Origin of the sequence: Streptomyces sp. MBT65, from assembly GCF_016612545.1 — a bacterium.
Classification (GTDB): Bacteria; Actinomycetota; Actinomycetes; order Streptomycetales; family Streptomycetaceae; genus Streptomyces.
Window position 1 is genome coordinate 1 of sequence record NZ_JAENRY010000662.1, and the last position, 1,766, is coordinate 1,766.

The 1,766-nt window shown below is 72.5% G+C and carries 2 protein-coding genes; one reads left to right on the forward strand and one right to left on the reverse strand.

Going from position 1 to position 1,766, the window contains the following annotated elements; translation table 11 throughout:
- Window positions 1–64: 64 nt before the first annotated feature.
- Complete coding sequence (locus JHN63_RS51400; protein WP_234478969.1) at window positions 65–1,150, reverse strand: GlxA family transcriptional regulator; 1,086 nt, start codon at window positions 1,148–1,150, stop codon at window positions 65–67.
- 85 nt (window positions 1,151–1,235) lie between these two features.
- On the opposite strand from JHN63_RS51400, the gene JHN63_RS51405 reads away from it, so the two are divergent.
- A partial coding sequence (locus tag JHN63_RS51405; RefSeq protein ID WP_200691991.1) for an MFS transporter occupies window positions 1,236–1,766 on the forward strand: 531 nt, incomplete at its 3' end.

The window sequence follows — 1,766 nt, forward strand, 5'->3', positions numbered from 1 at the left end:
GTGGTGGTGTGGTGCTTGGGGGAGTCGGGGCCGGGGAGGTCGTCAAGTGAGCCTTGGTGGTTGGTCAGTTGAGGGCGCCGACCGTGCCGTGGTGCTCGGAGTCGGTGATGGGCCCTGTCGCTGCTCGCGCTGACCCCGGTGTCTCTGCCGCTCCCGTCGCTCCCGTGCGGAAGGTACGGCGGTAGCCGGTCGGGGTGACGCCGAGGGCCGTCTGTAGGTGCTGGCGCATGGACTGGGCCGTGCCGAAGCCGGCGTCCGTGGCGACCTGGTCCATGGAGAGGTCGGTGGATTCGAGGAGGTGGCGGGCGCGTTCGACGCGCTGTTGGGTGAGCCACTGGCCGGGGCTGATGCCGACCTCCTCGCGGAAGCGGCGGGTGAAGGTGCGGACGGACATCGCCTCCTGCTCGGCCATGTCCCGGAGTTGGATGGGTTCGTGGAGGCGGGCCAGGGCCCAGGCGCGGGCGGCGGTCGTGGTCGCCACCTGCGGGTCCGGGACCGGGCGGTGGATGTACTGTGCCTGGCCGCCGTCGCGGTGGGGCGGTACGACGGTGCGGCGGGCGACGTCGTTGGCGACCGCGGTGCCGTGGTCGCGGCGCACCATGTGCAGGCACAGGTCGATGCCGGCGGCGACACCGGCGGAGGTGAGGACGTCGCCGTCGTCGATGAACAGGACGTCCGCGTCGACCTCGATCTGCGGGAACAGCTCCTGGAAGCGGTCGGCGTCGGCCCAGTGCGTGGTGGCGGGGCGGCCGTCGAGGAGACCGGCGGCGGCGAGGACGTAGACGCCGGTGCAGATCGAGGCGAGGCGGGTGCCGGGGCGGACGAGGGCGAGGGCGGCGGCGAGTTCGGGGGTGAGGACGCCCTGCTCGAAGACCGGGCCGAGTTCGTACGACGCCGGGACGATCACGGTGTCGGCGGTGGCCAGGGCCTCCGGGCCGTTCGGGACGTCGATGGAGAAGTCTGCGTCGGTGTCGACCGGGCCGGGCGGGCGGACCGAGCAGGTGACGACCTCGTACAGCAGCCGACCCTCGGCGTCCCGGGGGCGGCCGAAGATGCGGTGCGGGATGCCCAGCTCGAAGGGGAGGAGGCCGTCGAGGGCGAGGACGACGACGCGGTGCGGGCGGAAACCGTCGGCGGTGGCTGTGGCCATGGCTCCATTGTATGGCCCGATCCTAGCGAATGCTGCCCTTCGGGCCAGTGGCTCGGGGAGGGCGGGATGGCGGAAGCTCATTGACGTGACGCAGACAAGCGATGCCACGCCCGGCACCACCCAGGAGCCCGCGCCCGAGCCCGGGGCCGACCGCACACCGCGCAGCCGTACTCGCCCGCGGCGGAGCGGCATGATGTCGCTGCACCGTGCCTGGTTCGTCGCCGCCGTCACCTTCGTGACGATCATCGGCGCTGCCGCCTTCCGTTCGCTGCCCGGGCTGCTGATCGATCCGCTGCACCAGGAGTTCGGCTGGTCGCGCGGGACGATCGGGGCCGCGGCCTCCATCAACCTCGCGCTGTACGGGCTGACGGCCCCCTTCGCGGCGGCGCTGATGGACCGCTTCGGCATCCGGCGGGTGGTCGCGGTCGCGCTGACCGTGATCGCGCTGGGCTCGGGCCTGACGGTGTGGATGACGGCGCCGTGGCAACTGCTGCTCTGCTGGGGCCTGTTGGTGGGGCTGGGCAGTGGTTCGATGGCGCTCGCGTTCGCGGCGACGGTCACCAACCGCTGGTTCACCACGCGCAAGGGCCTGGTCACCGGCATCCTCACCGCCGCC

Excerpts from the sequence above, each read along its gene's own strand:
- JHN63_RS51400 (WP_234478969.1), bottom strand. The coding sequence starts at position 1,150 with ATGGCCACAGCCACCGCCGACGGTTTCCGCCCGCACCGCGTCGTCGTC.